We start from the raw sequence: 16101 nt of genomic DNA, 5'->3' as shown, positions 1-16101 counted from the left end.
TGAGCTGAAATAGTCCGCCAAGGGTCGCCGCTGCCACTGATCGAACCCAAAGGCTGACCCATTTTTGGCGGCGAAATACTAGAGTCGACACAGAATGCTGAGGGCCTGGGGGAGTTTGGCGTCGGTACGCCAGCAAGAACGCGCGATTGATCCTCAATGTTGGTGATTCACTGCGTACAACTGAGGATATATTTGCGAGGACCGAAAGTTCTGCGCACCCGACGGATCACACGGTCATGACGGCGAACTGAGGTTTTGTGACAACCAGTACTGAAAGCGCAACGGCGCGGCGGTCGAGAACTTGGCAGCGAGTGTACGCCCGGCGCCTGATCGTGACCGATCTTCTCGTAGTCGTTCTTGCCGTCTACGGCTCGCAATTGCTGTGGTTCGGACTTCGGCCCGTCGCCCTGGAACAGAAGTTTCAGATCGGAATCGGCTACAACTCTGTCTCGATCGCCATCACTCTTTTGTGGATGTTTGTCCTCAGCGCCTATGCCACACGGGACCTCAAGGTCATCGGCAGTGGAACTCTCGAGTATCGGCGCGTTGTCGACTCGACTATCCGCCTGTTCGGGATTTTCGCGATCGTCGCATTTCTTTTGAGGATTGATCTCGCGCGCGGCTACTTCCTGACCGCGCTGCCAATCGGGGTATTCCTTCTGCTCTGGACCCGATGGGCGTGGCGACAGTGGCTCCGCCGCGAACAGGCACGCGGCCTTCACGTTTCCCGCGCAATTGTCGTTGGCGAACGCGTCAAGTCGGAAAACGTCACTGCCACAATCCGGCGGGCGCAGGGTTCGGGAATTAACGTCGTCGGAGCGCTTACTCGTGACGGTTCGGTTGACAAGCCCTTCTTCGGAGGCGTTCCCGTCCTGGGTAAATACGCCGACATCCTCGTCGCCCTCGAAGAAGTACAGGCTGACACGGTTGTGCTCACGGGAGCAGATGAGATCAGCCACCTCGACATGCGTAAGCTCGGATGGGACCTCGAAGGCAAGGAAGTCACCCTCATCGTGGCGCCCGGACTTACGGGGGTGGCGGGGCCTCGAATTCATGCCCGACCGGTGTCCGGTCTTCCGCTAATTTACGTGGAGTACCCCGCATTCACCGGGGTTAAGCGTCTCTCGAAGCGAGCTTTCGATCTAGTCGGGGCCGGCTTGATCATCCTCATCTCTTCGCCCGTACTTATTGCTGTCGGAATCGCCATCAAAACTTCCAGTCCGGGCAGCATTCTTTACCGGCAGGAACGGATCGGACTTCAGGGAACCCCGTTCGGCATGTTGAAGTTCCGCTCGATGATCAAGGATGCGGACGACCAGCTGGAAAGTTTGCTTGACGCGCAGGGACGAAGCGCAGAGCCCTTGTTTAAGGTGATGAACGACCCTCGAATTACGCGGGTCGGAGGTTTTCTCCGACGTTCATCCCTCGATGAGTTCCCCCAACTGTTCAATGTACTCCTGGGCCACATGAGCCTCGTTGGCCCGCGTCCTCAGAGACAGGCCGAGGTGGCGCTGTACGACGACGCAGCCCACCGCAGGCTCATGATGAAACCGGGCATGAGCGGGCTCTGGCAAGTGAGCGGCCGGTCAAACCTCAGCTGGGATGACGCGATCCGGTTGGACTTGTATTACGTCGAGAACTGGTCAATGACCGGAGACATCATCATCCTGTGGCGAACGATTCGTGCCGTTGCGATGTCGGACGGCGCGGTCTAACTACTTCGTCGAGGGCTGGCAACCCGGCGAGGATAGCGTCACAGCCGTCGGATTGACCATCGGTGTCACGCGCGCGGATAGCGGACCGTAGTCGCCTTTTGTTCCAGCGAATGTCACAGTGAACGTCGCTGTCTGGCTGGCGAGCAGATCGACCTGAATATGAGCAACGGGTCGTCCGAGGTCGCGGGTTGAGCCGACAAGGTTCATGGCGAGCGCGCCACCGCCATCAGAAAAACTGGCATTGGTCGCCCCGGGCGGCCCATAAACATAAACCTGGGTCCGCGTCTTGACGGGCTTGAGGTAGACCTGCGAGCGCACGTAGGACGGAAGAGCCTTCTGCGCCGCTTCAGTAATGTTGGAATTGAGAACCACAACAGCGGTGAAAGTCGGATTGCCAGGGCTCTGGCACGCTGTGGACGTGAGCGCGGCCGAGGTGTTGAGGTAGTAGGACATCTTGGATGCCGAGTTGTCGTTGAAAAAGACGCCGATTTGCGTATTCACTTTGTTGGTAGTGTCCATGATCCCACCGAGCTGGATCGACGACAGGACTTTCTGTTCCTTCAGGTGATCGCTCCAGACCATCAATCGGTTTTCGGAAACCGAGCGTGTGAGCGCCGCTATGAGCTTGTTGGTATCAGGGGCAGAGGATGTGAGCGCCCCGAACACCGAAGCCGCAGCGCTAGCGAAGAAGGCGTTCTGCACCTTCACTCCCGAGTATTTGGCGTAAACCTCGGAGAGCAGGATCGGAACCGCCGTAGTGGAGGTCAAGCTCTCCCCCGATGGCAGCTTCAGAGGCCCGGTCGCAGTGAGCAGGTAGCTGAGTGCGACGGGGTCGAAAGACAGCACACCGTCGACCTTCTGGCCCGACTCGCGCAGCCAGAACGCTTGAGCGAGTTTCGCCGCGGTCGGGAAGTTCGGACGAAGCGTGACGTTGTTCGAGAACTGCAGTCCGTTTTGGCTGAACAGGTCGACCACCGTCGGGTCGAGCGGAATGGGAATCGGCAGATTCCTGGGAAAACTCTCGGTCGCCGGCTGAGCTCCTAGTGTGATCGAGCCATTGTCGACGTTCAAGATCGTCCAGGCGCTCGCTGCCCCGCCGAGGCTCGCTGCCTCAGCATTGTTCTGGAACAGCATGATGTAAGTGCGGGGTCCGCCGGCTCCCATCATCCGCGGAAGCAACTCGAGAGCGTTCCGCGCTGGACCAGTGATGCCTTTGGCCTTGACCAAGAGCCGATCGAGCTTGACTACAGCGTTCTTGACAACCGAGATAGACGTGCTGTCGTTGATCGAATCAACCGTTGAGGAGGCTGCGCCGACCACTTTATCGGCGGAGGTGATGATCGTTCCCGCTTTTGCCAAAGGCTCAAGGTTGATATGCCCGTCAACCGGTTTCAACGCATCGAGATTGAACGTCGACGCGAAGTCCACGGCAGGGTCAATCGCACCGACGGCGACGTCGTTGACCGCACCGGCGAGTTGTCGAACCACTGTGAGATTCTGTCCAAGCACCGGGACCAACTCGACCACTCGCCATATCGGGTCGCTCGTCATGGATACCGCGTTGGCGGTGTCCTTCTTGATCTTGCCTGCGTCGTCTTTTGCCCCAGCGAAGTCTCGTGCGGTCACCTTGGTCTGCAGATCCGCGATCAGGCTCTGCGCCGATTCGAGAGATTTCTTGGCCGAGAGCGCCCGAACCCCGACCCATGCGCCGACTCCGACTCCGACGATCAGAACGGCCGCCACGACGATAAGAGTCGTCCGACCCCGAGTGTTTTGCCGCCACAGTCCATGACGCCCAACGATATGGGAATGCTTGATCGGTACTCGTTTGTCATCTGCCACCGCACAAATGTACCGGAGGGCATCCTGAGAAAGCCCGTCCCGAGCACTGAGCGGACAATCGTGTTCAGGCAGCGGGCAGAATATAAGGGCTGCTGCGCGCCGCGCGCACCGTTTTCACTCGCACTGGGGGTCGGATCATGACCGAACGGATCTCCGTTGCGCTGTGCACGCACAACGGCGCCCGCTTCATCGAGGCCCAGCTGCGCAGCATCCTCGCCCAGTCGACCCCTCCCGATGAGATTGTGCTCTCCGACGATGCGTCGACGGATGACACGGTGGATGTCGCCATCGCGCTCGTGGGGTCAATCGCCCTCCCCCAGCTCGATTTCGTCGTGCTTCGCAACCCGAAGGCGCTCGGCGTCACCGCGAACTTCGAGAGCGCGATTCGGGCAACGACGGGGGAGCTCATCGTTCTGAGCGACCAGGACGACCTCTGGTATCCGGACCGCCTCTCCCGCGCCATCAAGGAGTTCGACGCACGCCCCGGTCTCGACTTCCTGTTCGCCGACGCCCGCCTCGTCGACGCCGAGGGTGTGGACCAGGGCCGCAACCTCTTCTCCGTACTCGAGGTGAGCGAGCAGGATCTCACCGCGCTGCATCGCGGCGACGGGTTCTCGGTGTTCATCAGGCGCAACATCGCGACGGGAGCAACCTCGATGTTCCGTCGCCGGCTGCTCGAGGTGGCCCTGCCGTTCCCCACCGGATGGGTGCACGACGAATGGCTTGCCGTCGTCGCCGCCACCGTCGGACAACTCGACTCGCTGAATGCCGCACTCATCGACTACCGGCAACACGCGTCGAATCAGATCGGCGTCGACTATCCGACCTTCCGGCGTAAGGTGCGGCGAGCGCTCGAGCCGCGCGGCGGACGGAACGACCGGCTCGCCACACAGTTCGCGCAGCTCGCGGAGCGGCTGGACAGCGTTCAGGACCGAGTGCTCCCGGAACGGCTGGCCCACGCGCGCACCAAGGCGGCGTTCGAAGCAATCCGTCAGGCACTGCCCGCGCAACGACGGCGCCGACTCTGGCGCGTGCTCGCGGCGGACCGGCGCGGCTGGTACTCCGAATACGCGAGCCAGGGTCGACTGGATATGGTGCGCGACCTGCTGCAGCCTCACGGAGAGTGACGGCATCCCTCTCGATAAGATGAACGGATGACTGACGCGAGGCCCGTGGGTCGACCACCGGCACGCCTCTCCGGCTTCGTCATCATCCTGGTCGCCACCGGGATTGCCGGCGTGATCTCGTACGTGGTGACGATTCTCGTGCCGAACCGCGTGGGCCCGGCGCTCTACGTGCCGTTCGCGGTCTTCTGGTCGTCGATCTATCTCGTCGTCGGGGCGCTCGGGGGCATCCAGCAGGAAGTGACCCGCGGAACGCATCCGGTCAGCGGCGACGGTCCATACCGGGTCAGTCGGGCGCGCAACTTCGGTCTCGTCGCCGGGCTTACGGTCTTAGCCCTCGTGCTTGCGACGGCGCCACTGTGGGTGCGAGCCGCGTTCCCCACCGAGGGCTGGGCTCTCGTGCCGCCGCTCGCGATCGGCACCTCATCCTTCGTCATGGTCGCCGTGCTCGCCGGCTCACTCTACGGAGTGTCGGCCTGGACGCCGATCGCGCTGATGATCACCGTTGACGCCCTGCTACGCCTCATCGGGTTGGCGATCGCCCTGGCGTTCACCACCGATGTCGTCGTGCTCGCGTGGGCGGTCGCGTTGCCGTTCCCCGTCACGCTCATCGTGCTCTGGCCGTTCATCCGCCCCTCGATAGTCGGACGCTCGCAATTGGATGTCGGCTATCGCGCCCTCACCTGGAACGTCGCACGAACCGTGGTGGCGGCTACGGCGACCGGCATCATGGTCAGCGGATTTCCCCTGATGCTCGGGCTCACCTCGCACTCGGTTCCGCGGGCGCTCCAGGGCATGTTCGTGCTCGCCATCACGCTCACCCGGGCCCCGCTGATCGTTGTCGCGATGTCGCTGCAGAGCTACCTGGTGGTGCAGTTCCGCAATCACTCCGAGCGCTTCTGGCGCCAGTTCCTACGTCTCCTCGGCATCGTCGCTGCGGGCGGAGCGGTGCTGGCCTTTGGCGGGTGGCTGCTCGGTCCGGCGATCTATGGGCTGATCTCACCGACTGGGCCACAGCCCGACGGCCCCTTCTTTGCGATCCTGGTGGCGTCATCCGCCCTCGTTGCGGCGCTCTGCATCACCGCCCCCGCGGTTCTCGCGAGGTCGCAGCATCTCGTCTACACGGCGGGATGGGTTGCCGGGGCGGTCGTCACCGTCGCCGCGCTTCTTCTTCCGCTGGATTTCGCCACGCGAACGATCTGTGCGCTCGTCGCCGGTCCGATCGTCGGGCTGCTCGTGCACGGCACATATCTCGTGTCGGCGGGATTGCGGGAGCGGCGCGCGCGCTGAGCTGCATCCGTCTGCATCCCCCAGCGGCACTTCGGCAGCTCGCCCGCTGCGCGAGGTGAGGACGACGGGCAGCTAGGAGTTCTTCGGGGCTTTCTCGTCCACCTGGACGACTTCGAGCACCGGAGCGGCGTGGCCGGTGAGGTGTTTCTCCAGCTCACCGATGCGGATCTCCTGCAGCGCTGAGGTCTCCGCCAGGGAACGAGTTTTCGCCTCGAGCTCGGTCAATTCCGCACTGTGTTGGATGCAGACCAGGAACAGGACGGCGACGCTGACGAAAAAAACCAGATTGATCGGCACGGCAACCCCGACGAGGCCGGCAGCCCAAATGAGGGTGGAGGGAAACACGCCTGCGATGAGGGCGAGCACACCCGCGACGAGCCACCAGACCGCGTGGCGTTCCCGAAGGCGCCGCCTCCGCAGCATCTCGATGACGACCCCGAGGGTGATGAGCGCGGACACGACACCCAGGATGTAGCTTGCGACGGTCATGAGACAGCCACCTCCTGGAGCTTCACTGGAGGGCGGATGATGGCAAACATCAGCGCAAGCACCGCACGCGCCAGATACGCGGCGGCCTTCACCGGATTGTGAGACGGACGACCGCCGGCCCGCTCGCGCATAGCCACGGGCACCTGAACGATGACGATCTTCGCTCGGGCCGCAATCACCAGGGACTCGATCGTGTCGCCGAGGTACTCGGCCGGATAGTGCTCAGCGAAGAGTCGGACGGCCCGCGGGCCGCTCATCTTGAAACCAGATGTCGTGTCGGTGAGCGTGGTCCGAGCTGTGCGGCTGAGGAACTTGGAGAGCAACACCATCGCCCAGCGACGCGGACCCTTCACCGTGTACTCACCCTCGCCGGCGAATCGAGCGCCGATGACGAGGTCGGCAGTGTCGAGCTGGGCGAGGAGGGCAATCACTCCGGCCGGATCGTGCTGGCCGTCGGCATCCACCTGCACCACATTGTCGAACCCATTCTCGAGGGCATAGCGGAACCCCACACGCATGGCTCCGCCTACTCCGAGGTTGAACGGCAGGCGCGCGACTATGGCACCGGCGGCGAGAGCCTCGCTCGTCGTGCCGTCGCTCGATCCGTCATTCACGACGAGACACGTGATGCCGGGCAGCTTCTCGAACACCTCGAGAACGACGTTTCTGACCGACTCTTCTTCGTTGAACGCCGGCATGACCACAAGCGTTTTTTCGAGGGAGTTGACCATAGAGAGATAGTACCAATCAGCCCGGGGGCTACTTCTTGCGCAACGCCTCGAGGTTCTCGAGGTACCAGTCGTAAGTGTTCGCTACACCGTCGCGGAGCCCGGTCGTCGCCGCCCACCCGAGTTCGCGAAGCCGGGTGACATCGAGGAGCTTCTGCGGTGTGCCGTCCGGCTTCGACGTGTCCTGTGTGAGCTCGCCCCGGTACCCGACCGTTTCCGCGACCATCGTGGCGAGTTCGCGGATCGAGAGATCCTCGCCAACGCCGACGTTGATGGTCTGCGGATCGTCGTAGTTCTCGAGGAGGAACAGGCTCGCCTTCGCGAGGTCATCCACATGGAGGAATTCACGACGCGGAGTACCTGAGCCCCAGATCACGACCTCGGCGTCGTCATTGACCTTCGCCTCGTGGATGCGACGAAGGAGCGCCGGAAGCACGTGCGAGTGCTCGGGGTGGAAGTTGTCGCCCGGTCCGTAGAGGTTCGTCGGCATGGCCGAGATCCAGTGGCGGCCGTACTGCTTGCGAGAGGCCTGCACCTGCATGATGCCGGCGATCTTCGCGATGGCGTAGGCGTCGTTGGTGGGCTCGAGCACACCTGTCAGCAGGGACGACTCCTTGATCGGCTGCTCGGCGTACTTGGGGTAGATACAGGACGAGCCGAGGAACAGCAGGCGGTCCACGTCGATGTCGTTGGCAGCATCCATCACGTTGACCTGGATCTGCAGGTTGTCGCTGAGGAAGTCGGCGCTGAAGGTGTCGTTGGCCTGGATACCGCCCACCCGTGCAGCGGCGTCGATGACGACATCCGGCTGGTTCTCGCGCATGAAGTCGAAGACACCGGCGCGGTCGCGCAGGTCGAGCTCGGCGGATGTCGCGCCGATGATGTCGGTGAAGCCTTCAGCTTTGAGATGGCGCCAGATCGCGGACCCGACGAGGCCGCGATGACCGGCGATGTAAATGCGGGACGATCTGTCCACGGTCCTCCGATAGTGCAATCTCGTTATACTCACCTTGCGCATCGCGCCTGTGGGAAAAACGTTCCTTCGCCGCCCGAACACTCAGGGTGCAGCGCTTTTTCGTCTCACCGATCTTAGCAATCCTGAAAGTGAGAGACATGTCCGACCCTGAGGTCCTCGTTGTGCTGCCGACTCTCGGCGATCGACTGGACACACTCAAGATTACTCTCGACTCGGTAAACGAGCAGCGCAAAGACCTCGGGGTTACCCTTGTCGTCGTGGCGCCTCCCGGAGCCACCGCCGCCCGCGAACTGGCCGCGTCTATGGGCGCCGTCATTGTCGACGATCCCAAGGAAGGCATCTCGGCGGCCATCAACTACGGACTCGCTGCCCGCACAACGGAGAAGTACTACGCGTGGGTCGGCGACGATGACCTGTTCCGTCCGGAGGGACTCGTTACACTCCGTACCGTTCTCGAGGCGACGCCCGGCGCTGTCCTGGCTTTCGGCGGATGCGACTACATCGACCCCGAGGGACGCACCATCACGGTGAGCAACGCCGGCCGCCTCGCCACCTTCCTTCTCCCGTGGGGGCCGGACCTTATCCCGCACCCCGGCACGATGATCACACTCGATGCTCTCGAGGAGATCGGCGGATTCGACCGCGAGCTCAGATTCGCCATGGACCTGGATGCGTTCCTCAAGCTCCGCAAGCACGGGTCGTTCGTCTGGACTCGCCGTTCGGTCTCGGCGTTCCGCTGGCACGCGGAATCTCTCACGGTCGCGAATCGCCTGAGTTCCAGCCGCGAAGCCGAGTCTGTGAAGCGCCGCCACCTCCCCGCGATCCTCCGCCCGGTGAGCGGCCTGTGGCATCGACCGATCCGCTGGGCGTCCGCCGTAGCGGCCGGCCGGGTCAACGCTCAGGCGCGCGCGCTGCGGTAGCGGTCGACCCCGCGCCGCTGCGCTAGGCTGTTGGAGTTTTGAAGCGACCCTGCCCTGGCCTCAGTGCCGTGCAGCCCACCGTTACCCATCGGAGTGAAGTGAATGACTGAGACCACGGCGAAAAAAGCCATCATCACCGGAATCACCGGACAGGATGGCAGCTACCTCGCCGAACTCCTGCTCGGCAAGGGCTACGAAGTCCACGGTCTGATTCGTCGGTCCTCCACCTTCAATACCGACCGCATCGACCACATCTATCAGGACCCGCACACCCCGCATCCCAATCTCTTCCTTCACTACTCCGACCTGAGTGACGGATCGCGACTCGTCACCCTGCTCAACGAGATCCAGCCCGACGAGGTCTACAACCTCGCCGCGCAATCCCACGTGCGCGTGAGCTTCGACGAGCCCGAGTACACGGGAGACGTGACTGGCCTCGGCACTATTCGCCTCCTCGAAGCGATCCGGGCCATCGGGCTCCAGACCCGCTTCTACCAGGCGTCGAGCTCCGAGATGTTCGGCGCCACCCCGCCACCGCAGAACGAGGGCACCCCGTTCTACCCGCGCAGCCCCTACGGTGTCGCGAAGCTCTACTCCTACTGGATCACCCGAAACTACCGCGAGGCCTACGGTCTCTTCGCATCCAACGGCATCCTCTTCAACCACGAGTCCCCTCGCCGTGGCGACACGTTCGTCACTCGCAAGATCACCCGCGCGGTGGCCCGGATCGCCGCCGGCGAGCAGACCGAGCTCTACATGGGAAACCTCGACTCCGTGCGCGACTGGGGCTATGCACCGGAATACGTCGAAGCCATGTGGCGGATGCTGCAGCACGACACACCCGGAGACTTCGTCGTGGCGACCAACACCGCATACACGGTCAAGGACTTTCTGCAGCTCTCGTTCGAGCACGTTGGGCTCGACTGGGAGAAGTACGTCAAGTTCGATGAGCGCTACCTGCGCCCGACCGAGGTCGACTCGCTGATCGGTGACTACTCGAAGGCTGAACGCGAGCTCGGCTGGACTCCCACCATCCTCACGCCCCGTCTCGCACAGATCATGGTCGACTCCGACATCAAGGCACTCGAACTCGGTGGATCGCGTCACGTGGACGCTGTCCAGACCGTCTGATCCTGTGCTCGATGTAGCGCTGTCGATGCTCACTCTCGTTCCAGGAGGCATGGGCGGAAGCGAGACCTACGCGCGAGAGCTCACCCGGCAGTTGGCGACGGTCGACGAGGTCTCGGCCACCGCCTGGGTGCCATCGACGGCGCGGGGCTTCAGCGAGGGCATCGCGGAGCGCGTGATTGCGCAGGTGCACGGCGGCCCGACAACGCTCGACCGCCTGCGGGCGCTGACAACGGCGACGGTCTTCGCCCGATCGATTCGCCGCGAACTGGCTTCCGCGCGCGTCGTCCACTATCCGTTCACCGTGGGGGCTCCGAAGCCGTCGAAAGACCAGGCTTTCGTACAGACCCTCCTCGATGTGCAGCACCTTGACCTCCCCCAACTCTTCTCCCGACCGGAGCTCGCCTATCGCCGCCACTACTACGAGGGAGCGGCCCGGCGTGCCGACGCGGTCATCACGATCAGCGAGTTCGCCAAGACCCGCATGGTGGAGCTGCTCGGACTCGACCCGGCGAAGATCCACGTCGCCCACCTCGCCGTCGATACCCGGCAGTTCACTCCGAACCTCGGGCCGCGTGAGGGGTTCGTGCTCTACCCGGCGCGCGGCTGGCAGCACAAGAACCATGCGCGACTCGTCGAGGCCATGCGCCTGGTGCGTGCTGAGCGCCCCGACATCCGCCTCGTGCTTACCGGTGGTGCGCTCGACCAGCTCGGCGAGCTTCCGGACTGGGTCGAGCGACGCGGCCTCGTCAGCACGGACGAGCTGAAGAACCTGTACCGGTCAGCCGCAGTGCTCGCCTTCCCGAGCCTGTATGAGGGTTTCGGGCTTCCCCCGCTCGAGGCCATGGCGTCCGGGTGCCCGGTTGCGGCATCGAATGCAGGTTCCATCCCCGAGGTGTGCGGCGACGCCGCCGTGCTCTTCGACCCTGAGGATCCGGAAGCGATCGCCGCCGGCATCCTCGATGCCCTCGTACGAGCACCGGAGCTGACGCGTCGTGGGCTCGACCAGGTGCAGGACTTCACCTGGGAGAAGTGCCGCGACGTTCACGTCGACGTCTATCGGAGGGTCGCATGACCATCGCGGAATCCGTGACTCGCCAGCGATCCCTCGTCACCGGGGCGAACGGTCAAGACGGGGTCTACCTTGTGGAGAAGCTGCTCGCCCGGGGGGACGAGGTCCACGGCATGTGCCACTCCCATGCGGGGGCCGCGCTCCTCGCCGAACGCTTCCCCTCGGCGACGGCCCATGTGGCCGATCTCGGGGACGCCACCGGCATCCGCGAACTCGTCGACGCGACGGAACCGACCCGGGTGTTCAACCTCGCCGGCAACACCTCGGTAGCCCGCTCGTGGGAGTTCCCGGCCGAGGCAGCCGATGTGCTCGGGGTGGGACCCATCCGTCTTCTCGAGGCGTCCTGGAATCTCTCGCAGCGCACGGGGCGGCCGGTGCGGATGCTGCAGGCGTCGAGCGCAGAGATCTTCGGCGACGCGACCGAGGTGCCACAGACCGAGCGCACGCCGCTCGTGCCGGTGACCCCGTACGGTGCGGCAAAGATGTTCGCCCATGAGATGGCGGGCGTCTACCGCGCGCGCGGGATGTTCGTGAGCTCGGCGGTGCTCTACAACCACGAATCCCCGCGGCGTCCAGACTCGTTCGTCGCCCGGAAGATCGCGATGGCCGTCGCACGGATCGCGCTCGGTCGCCAGGAGACCATCACGCTCGGCAACATCGACGTGCACCGGGACTGGGGCTACGCACCGGACTTTGTCGACGCGATGATCCGGATCATCTCGCAGCCGACCAGCGACGACTTCATCGTCGCGACCGGTGTGTCGCACTCGGTGCGCGAGTTCGTCTCCGAGGCCTTCGCCGTCGCCGGTGTCACCGACTGGGAAGATCGCGTGATCATCGATCCAGCGCTCTACCGACCGGCAGACCCAAAACAACTGGTCGGCGACCCCACAAAGCTGCGTTCGATCGGCTGGGAGCCGAGCGTCTCGTTCCACGAGCTGGTCGGCATCATGATTGCGGCTGAGCTCGAGCAGCTGTCGTGATGATGGGTGAGGCTCAGTGAGTAAAATCCGCGTGCAGTCAACGGCGCCTCGACTGCGAGCGATCTGGACGACTTCGGTAATGAAGTACGCCCGCTTCGCTCTGCCCCGACCAGACGGCTTGCCCAACCGACGCGTACTGCTCATTTTTCCGGCTCTCGTCGTGCTGTTCGGAATCATCGTCGTCGGTTTTGCTCTCAACGGGACGTCGTCCGGCGAGATGTACGGCCGGATCTATGCGGGAAACGATCCGGCGCTCCTCGCCGGGCATCCTGAGCTGATCCGCTCAGACGAGTGGTACGTGAACACCGCTTGGTCGATCTCGCAGGTCGAGCAGGGGCTCCCGGAGATCAATCGGACGATGCCGGGGGGAATGGATGCGGCGCTCCCCCACGACCTGCCGCGCTCTGACTGGTCGGTCGTCTTTCGACCGCAGCTCTGGGGCTATCTGGTGTTCGACGTCAACCACGCCACAGCGTTCAAGTGGTGGATTGCGGCCCTGACCTTCATCGGCGCCGCCTACCTCTTTCTCGTGACAGTGTTGCCCCGGCGGCCGCTCGTCGCTGCGGCCCTTTCGGTCGGCTTCTTCTTCAGCCCGTTCTTCCAGTGGTGGTTCCAGACCGTCATCTTCTGGCCGATGGCCTGGGCACTGGTCACCATGGCAGCGATGTTGTGGGCAGTTCGCTCGGACAGCCGTGCGTCTCGATGGATCTGGGCAGCGCCGGTGGCATTCCTCACCGTGGTCATGGCAATGGGTATCTACGCGCCGTTCATCGTGCCGATCGTGCTCGTGGTCGCGCTGTTCGCCATCGGCACCGTGATCGAACAGAAGAGACGCGGGGCTGCGTGGCTGGCTCTTCTTGCAAGGGCGGTCCCGATCCTCATCGCCGGCGCGCTTGGCGCGGTGGTAACGCTGATCTGGCTGCAGACCAAACAGACCACTCTCAACGCTTTCTTGGCCACGTCCTACCCCGGCGAACGTCTCACCCCCACCGGGTCGAGCCTGCTCGCGACGGGGGCACGCACGATCGGTTCGTCGTTCTCGCAATCGCTGTCCCTCGGCGATGGCTTGCTCAACATCAACGCGTCCGAAGCTTCGACCTTCTTTCTGATCGGGGCGTTCCTGATCCCCGTCGTCGTCTGGATCGTCGTGCGCGCCGCACGGTCGCGCGTCCCACTGCCATGGACTCTCATGGCCATGGTCGGGTTCATCCTGTTGATCGTGGCGTTCTGCTACATCCCCGGCTGGAATGCAATCGCGCACTTGCTCTTTCTCGACCGCTCCATGGATGCTCGACTGCGAATTGGGCTCGGGCTCGCGTCCTTCGTGATTCTGGCCTACGTCATCCGCTATTTCGACGACGAGAAGAGCCAGGCGGGACTTCGGATCTCCGTGCTTTCAGCGGTGCTGTTCGTTCTGTCGCAGCTCGCTGTCGCCTTGGCGGTGATCCATTTCGGTGGACGTGCGACGCTCTTCCGGAACTCGCCGCTCTGGTGGCTCGACGCGCTTGCCTCAGCCGCGGCCATCTTCTTCGTCGCGCGCAGGCGACCTGCACTAGGCACCGCTCTCTTCCTCGCCATCAGCGTCCTGAGCACCGCGGGCGTCAATCCCGTCTATGTCGGAGTCTTCGATCTGCGAAATGCGCCGGTGACGAAGGGAGTGCAGCGGGTCGATGCCGAACGGCCGGGAGACTGGGTCGGCGTCGGTGGTGTCGAAACCTCTGCCATCCTGATGGAGTCGGGAGTGACCGCGTTCAATGGGATGCAGGGGGCACCGTCGCGCACCATGTGGAAAGAGATTGATCCAACGTCGCAGTACAAGTACACCTGGAATCGACTCGCGGGCATCGGCTGGGTCTTCGCACCGGGCGAGCCCGTCGTCAGCAATCCTGCGGCCGATCAGATCGTCTCTACGTTCGACGCTTGCTCTGAATTCGCACAAAAGCATGTCGCCTATGTGCTGTCGACCGAGAAGAAGGTCACTTCGAAGTGCCTTGTCGCCGACCGTTCGTTCCCCGCTCCGAAACAGACCTTCACCATCTACCGGGTGATTCCGAAGACCTGATTGTTCGCTAGAGCCGCCGGCCGAGTCGAAGAGCGTCGATTGCTGCCGGGAAACGGGCCAGCGAGACGAGAGCGGATCGTCGAAGACGCGCGCGTGGACCGATACGCGCGACCTCGGTGATGGTGCGGGCGATCTGGCGAGCCGTTGCGTGGTCTTTCGCCGCGAGCGCGGCCCGGTAGGCGTGCCCCAGACGCTCACTGGCGGACGGGACGAGGACATGGTGGATGAAGGCCTCGGTCTCGTCGTCGGTGGCTGATCTGCCGCGGAGCTGTCGGGCCAGTCGGAGCCGAGATGCGGCACTCTCGAACCTGCGGCTCGCGATGTCCATGTCGGCGAGGGCGAATACGGACCGAATGGCCGGAACCGTTCGACCCCCCGTCTGACCGTCCGAGCGCGCCACGAGAGCCTCGGCATCCGCGCGGATCGATTCCGCCGCGTCAAAGCGGGCGAGTGACACCAGCTCGGTGAGGATGCGCGCTGTCCAGACATCCGCGCTCCCGCGGGAGTCGACTGTTGAGAGAAGCGAGAGTGCGGCCGGAAGCGCATCCGGGTCGAAGCGGGCGAGCGCAAGGGCACGGTGGCGCGCTGCGTTGATCATCAGGTCGGACGAGTCGCCGTCAAGCACATTCGCCTGTTCCACCCAGAGCGCCGCAGCCCCGAGGGTGAAGTCGAAGTACTGCAGGGCGAGTGGCGCGTCATTGCGGTCGACCAGTTCCCGCATCCCACAGTGATATGCGAGCGATATGGAATTCCAGGGCACGGGCGTGCCGGCGTGCAATGCAGCGAGAGCGGATGTCGGGGACGCCAGGTCGACTCCATGCCTGTCGCTCACCGCGGAGATGGCACGATCCCGGCTGGCGCCAGCGATTTCCCACGCTCCGCGGTTGACCAGCGACCTGAAATGCCGAGTGGCCATGCCGCTTCGGAGGGCGGACCCGGCCGGACCCAATTCGGCGCTCTGGTCGTAGTACCGCTCGAGCGTGGAGGGGTCCGGACCGAAGTCTCCGAACTCCACCGGCTCCGAAGAGTCGATGGCGGCGATCGCCCGAAGGGTGCGACCGTCGAGTTCGATCCGGACGGCGCCGAATCCTGCCTCTCGAAGAAGCATCTCGAGCCCGCCGGAGCTCGCGAGGAAGAGGTGATACCCCGGACTCAACGCAATGATGATTTCGACGTCCGGCTCGTCCGGGGAGACGATCTCCGCTGCGGGTGTCGTCAGTATCAGGCGTCCGGTCGGGGAGAGATGAGCCGCGATCGCCTGCAGGAATCCGAGCGGATCAGGAACGTGTTCGAGTACCTCCGACGCGACAATCAGATCGAAGGCACTGTCGAAGCGTGTCTCTTTTAGAAGGAATTCATCCCGGATGACGATGCCGAGTTCACGCGCGCCCCGCCGTCCAGAGGTCCCCGGTTCGATGCCCATCGCATCCCACCCGAGAACGGTCTTGCCGAGGTGAGCGCCGAATCCGTAGTTGCACCCGACATCGAGCATGGTGGAAACCTGGGCCGGGTCGATGTAATAGAGGTTCCGGGCGATGCCTTCGAGACCAGCTCCGTTTTCGACGTACGCGTCGACTATCGACTCGGGAGTATTGATACTGAACAGGCCGCCGAGAATGGAGATGGAACGGCATCGAGGACACCGCACAGTCTCAATCCGGCCGACCGGCATCCCCAGTACCGCGACGTCGCCCGAAGCATCGCCGTCGTAGCGACACACCGGGCACACGATGTGGGCTGACCCGGACTCCCACACGAGAACAGCAACCAAG

13 protein-coding genes are annotated in these 16101 nt (G+C 63.6%); 8 read left to right on the top strand and 5 right to left on the bottom strand.

The annotated features are described in order from the left end of the window. Positions 1-332 precede the first annotated feature (332 nt). Complete coding sequence (locus tag IV501_RS14870) at positions 333-1715, top strand: sugar transferase (protein ID WP_307812137.1); 1383 nt, start codon at positions 333-335, stop codon at positions 1713-1715. Here IV501_RS14870 and IV501_RS14865 read toward each other — a convergent pair whose 3' ends face one another. After that, positions 1716-3458, bottom strand: a complete 1743-nt coding sequence (locus IV501_RS14865; RefSeq protein ID WP_200554784.1) for a DUF4012 domain-containing protein — start codon at positions 3456-3458, stop codon at positions 1716-1718. A gap of 236 nt (positions 3459-3694) precedes the next feature. Here IV501_RS14865 and IV501_RS14860 point away from each other — a divergent pair, with 236 nt between their 5' ends. Both IV501_RS14860 and IV501_RS14855 read left to right on the top strand, forming a co-directional pair. Continuing rightward, on the top strand, positions 3695-4684 hold the full coding sequence (locus tag IV501_RS14860) for a glycosyltransferase family 2 protein (RefSeq protein WP_200554785.1): 990 nt from the start codon (positions 3695-3697) through the stop codon (positions 4682-4684). Positions 4685-4711: 27 nt separating this feature from the next. Then, complete coding sequence (locus IV501_RS14855) at positions 4712-5971, top strand: hypothetical protein (protein ID WP_200554786.1); 1260 nt, start codon at positions 4712-4714, stop codon at positions 5969-5971. 72 nt (positions 5972-6043) lie between these two features. Here the strand turns inward: IV501_RS14855 and IV501_RS14850 are convergent, their stop codons facing one another. Genes IV501_RS14850 through IV501_RS14840 form a run of 3 tightly spaced genes read right to left on the bottom strand, consistent with a single transcriptional unit; the run spans position 6044 to position 8164 of the window. Next, positions 6044-6460, bottom strand: a complete 417-nt coding sequence (locus tag IV501_RS14850) for a DUF2304 domain-containing protein (RefSeq protein WP_200554787.1) — start codon at positions 6458-6460, stop codon at positions 6044-6046. Next, positions 6457-7191 (bottom strand): glycosyltransferase family 2 protein, encoded by a 735-nt coding sequence (locus IV501_RS14845; RefSeq protein ID WP_200554788.1) that lies wholly within the window; start codon positions 7189-7191, stop codon positions 6457-6459. Before IV501_RS14845 ends, IV501_RS14850 begins: the two co-directional genes overlap by 4 nt. Positions 7192-7219: 28 nt before the next feature. Then, positions 7220-8164, bottom strand: a complete 945-nt coding sequence (locus tag IV501_RS14840; protein ID WP_372430735.1) for a GDP-L-fucose synthase family protein — start codon at positions 8162-8164, stop codon at positions 7220-7222. Positions 8165-8301: 137 nt separating this feature from the next. Here IV501_RS14840 and IV501_RS14835 point away from each other — a divergent pair, with 137 nt between their 5' ends. The 5 genes from IV501_RS14835 to IV501_RS14815 all read left to right on the top strand — a co-directional run bounded on the left by IV501_RS14835 (position 8302) and on the right by IV501_RS14815 (position 14329). Continuing rightward, a complete protein-coding gene (locus tag IV501_RS14835) occupies positions 8302-9084 on the top strand; it encodes a glycosyltransferase (RefSeq protein ID WP_200554790.1) in 783 nt (260 codons plus the stop codon). 102 nt (positions 9085-9186) lie between these two features. Continuing rightward, a complete protein-coding gene (gene gmd, locus IV501_RS14830; protein WP_200554791.1) occupies positions 9187-10215 on the top strand; it encodes a GDP-mannose 4,6-dehydratase in 1029 nt (342 codons plus the stop codon). A 4-nt stretch (positions 10216-10219) separates the two neighbouring features. Then, the gene (locus IV501_RS14825; RefSeq protein ID WP_200554792.1) at positions 10220-11287 is read left to right on the top strand and encodes a glycosyltransferase family 4 protein; all 1068 of its coding nucleotides are present in this window, start codon (positions 10220-10222) and stop codon (positions 11285-11287) included. Next, positions 11284-12267 (top strand): GDP-mannose 4,6-dehydratase, encoded by a 984-nt coding sequence (locus IV501_RS14820; RefSeq protein ID WP_234698097.1) that lies wholly within the window; start codon positions 11284-11286, stop codon positions 12265-12267. The genes IV501_RS14825 and IV501_RS14820 overlap by 4 nt, the downstream gene beginning before the upstream one ends. Before the next feature lie 79 nt (positions 12268-12346). Continuing rightward, entirely contained in the window at positions 12347-14329 is a 1983-nt protein-coding gene (locus tag IV501_RS14815; protein WP_200554793.1) for a DUF7657 domain-containing protein, read from the top strand. Positions 14330-14336: 7 nt separating this feature from the next. On the opposite strand, the gene IV501_RS14810 is transcribed toward IV501_RS14815, so the two are convergent. Beyond that, positions 14337-16100: a class I SAM-dependent methyltransferase gene (locus IV501_RS14810; protein ID WP_200554794.1), complete on the bottom strand. Its 1764-nt coding sequence runs from the start codon at positions 16098-16100 to the stop codon at positions 14337-14339. Between the last annotated feature and the right edge of the window lies 1 nt (position 16101).

The organism is Lacisediminihabitans changchengi, from assembly GCF_016634425.1.
GTDB classification, from domain to species: domain Bacteria; phylum Actinomycetota; class Actinomycetes; order Actinomycetales; family Microbacteriaceae; genus Lacisediminihabitans; species Lacisediminihabitans changchengi.
The sequence above is the reverse complement of the archived record's forward strand: the minus strand, read 5'-3'. Positions and strand labels throughout refer to the sequence as shown.